This is a genomic window from Micromonospora sp. NPDC049257 (assembly GCF_040678915.1).
Classification (GTDB): Bacteria; Actinomycetota; Actinomycetes; order Mycobacteriales; family Micromonosporaceae; genus Micromonospora; species Micromonospora antibiotica.
Map to the genome: position 1 here is coordinate 1 of NZ_JBFAQU010000062.1, position 2,742 is coordinate 2,742.

The 2,742-nt window shown below is 71.2% G+C and carries 2 protein-coding genes; both read left to right on the forward strand.

Translation table 11 applies throughout. The features are described 5' to 3' along the window. Nucleotides 1-201: 201 nt before the first annotated feature. Complete coding sequence (locus tag AB0K25_RS31700; RefSeq protein WP_357538038.1) at nucleotides 202-1,896, forward strand: family 10 glycosylhydrolase; 1,695 nt, start codon at nucleotides 202-204, stop codon at nucleotides 1,894-1,896. Between the two features lie 171 nt (nucleotides 1,897-2,067). Next, nucleotides 2,068-2,610 carry a phospholipase gene (locus AB0K25_RS31705; RefSeq protein ID WP_208568298.1) on the forward strand — a complete coding sequence of 181 codons (543 nt, stop codon included), beginning with the start codon at nucleotides 2,068-2,070 and terminating at the stop codon, nucleotides 2,608-2,610. Nucleotides 2,611-2,742 lie beyond the last annotated feature (132 nt).

The following is a 2,742-nucleotide window of genomic DNA, read 5'->3' on the forward strand; positions in this document are numbered from 1 at the left end:
ACGCTGGCGGACCTGCGTGGGGTGGCCCGGCGGCGGCCCTGCCACCCCACCCCTCGCCCCGGTGATCAAGAGGTTTACGTCAACTTTCGCGCGCTGGATGACGCAAACCTCTTGATCACCGGGGGCGGGACGAGGTGGGACGAGGCGAGCCGGGACGAGGCGAGGTGGGGGTGGGGGGTGGGATGGGGAGATGGTGAAGGGATGTGGAGTGTGAAGGTGGCTCGGGTCGGTGTGGTGGGGTTGATACTGGGGCTGGTCGGCGGAGTGGGGTGGGGCGGGCCGGTGGGGGCGGTCGACGCGGCCGGGGCCGGGTTCGGCGGCGGGGGCGGCACCGTCGGCGGGGGTGGTGTCGTCTGTGCGGTCGATCCGGCGGTGCCGAAGCGGCAGTTCCGGGCGATGTGGATCTCGTCGGTGGTGAACATCGACTGGCCGAGCGCAGCCTCCCGTACCGCCCCGGACCGGATCGCCGCCCAGCAGGCGGAGTACCGGGGCTGGCTCGACCTGGCGCAGCGACTGCACCACAACGCGGTGGTGGTGCAGGTCCGGCCGACCGCCGACGCGTTCTGGCCGTCGCCGTACGAGCCGTGGTCGGAGTACCTGACCGGGGTGCGGGGGCAGGACCCGGGCTGGGATCCGCTGGCCTTCCTGGTCGCCGAGTCACACCTGCGGAACCTGGAGTTCCACGCCTGGTTCAACCCGTACCGGATCTCCATGCCGGCACCCGGGGGCGCGGGTGCCGACCTGGGACAGCTCGCCCCGGACCATCCGGCCCGGCAGCATCCGGAGTGGACCTTCGCCTACCCGCCGGCCGGCGTCGCGGGCAGCCGGCTCTACTACGACCCGGGCGTCCCGCAGGTCCGTGAGTTCGTCCAGACCGCGATACTCGACGCGGTCCGCCGGTACGACATCGACGGCGTGCACTTCGACGACTACTTCTACCCGTACCCGAGCGGCACGTACCCGGTGCCGGACGATGCGACGTTCGCCGCGTACCACCGAGGGTTCACCGACCGGGCGGCCTGGCGGCGGGACAACATCGACCTGCTGATCCAGGAAATGGGGGTCAGGGTCAAGGCGGTCAAGCCGTGGGTGAAGTTCGGGGTGAGCCCGTTCGGCATCTGGCGCAACGCCAGCGCCGACCCGGACGGCTCGGACACCACCGGCAGCCAGTCGTACGACATCATCTCGGCCGACACCCGCAGGTGGGTCAAGCAGGAGTGGATCGACTACGTCGTGCCGCAGCTCTACTGGTACATCGGCCAGTATCCGGCCGCCGACTACGCCCGACTGGTGCCCTGGTGGGCGCAGACGGTACGCGGCACCCGGGTGCAGCTCTACATCGGCCAGGCGGACTACAAGAGCGGCGACCCGGCCTACGGCACGTACTGGATGAACCCGCAGGAACTGTCGGACCACCTGACGCTGAACCGGGCGTACCCGGAGGTGCTCGGCAACGTGCACTTCTCGGCGGTGCAGGTGCGGGCCGACCGGCTCGGCGCGACGAGCCGTTACGCCGCCGCGCACTACTCCCGTCCGGCGCTGGTGCCGACCATGGCGCACCTGCCGGCCAAGCCGCTGCTGCGTCCGGCACTCACCCGGGCCGAGCGGACCACCGAGGGGGTACGTCTGCGTTGGCGGCAGCCGGCCGACGGGACGGGCCAGCTCGGCACCGCCACGTCGTACGCGGTCTACCGCTTCGACGGGCCCGGCCCGGTCGAGGGGTGCGGGCGGGCCGACGCGGCACACCTGGTCGGCACGGTCCGGGCCGCCCCGGGGCAGCCGCAGTCCTGGGTGGACGGCACCGCCGAGCCGGGTCGGGCGTACACCTACCAGGTGACCGCGCTGGACCGGTCGTGGAACGAGAGTGCCGCCTCGTCGGCGCGGGTGGTGCGCTGATCGTCCTCGGACGCCCCGGGTGCTCCGGCACCCGGGGCATTCGTCTGTTTCGACGTATGTCACCAATACGTCGCCTCCACCACGCCCCACCGACGGGACATTGATCGAGACTGATCTAACTCCGGTGACCAACCGGTGACACACCGTACCGCCCATCCCGCGGAGGAAAACTTGTCCCGTCGTCTCGCCACCGCCCTCGCCGCCGGCACGTTCGCCCTGCTCAGCGTGCTCGGCGTCGGCTCACCCGCATCCGCCGCGGTGAGCACCTCGCAAAAGCTCAGCGTGCTGAGCAGCTGGACCCAGACCAGCGCCAGCAGCTACAACGCCTGGAACTCCGGTCGCCTCAACCAGGCCGCCTGGGCGGACTACGGCTTCGACTGGTCCACCGACTACTGCTCGTCCAGCCCGGACAACCCGCTCGGCTTCACCTTCAACCTCTCCTGCTACCGGCACGACTTCGGCTACCGCAACCACAAGGCGATGGGGATCTTCTCGGCCAACAAGGCCCGCCTGGACAGCGCCTTCTACGAGGACCTCAAGCGGGTCTGCGCCACCTACAACTCAGTCGTCCGCCCGGCCTGCACCAGCCTCGCCTGGACGTACTACCAGGCGGTCAGCATCTTCGGTTCGGTCGCCGCCGTCTCGCAGGCCGACCTCGACCGGGCCGCCCGGATGAAGGCCGACGCCGAGCGGGCCGCCGCCCGACGCGGCTGACCCACCGGCAGCCGGGCGTCCGGCGGCGCGGCCCGCGGGCAACACTGGCGCAGCCCCGGCAACGACGAGCCGAACGCGGCCCGCGCCTGGGTGCAACGGGCGCTGCGCGAGGTCGAGTTGGACCTGTCCCGC

Excerpts from the sequence above, each read along its gene's own strand:
- AB0K25_RS31700 (WP_357538038.1), top strand. The coding sequence starts at position 202 with ATGTGGAGTGTGAAGGTGGCTCGGGTCGGTGTGGTGGGGTTGATACTG.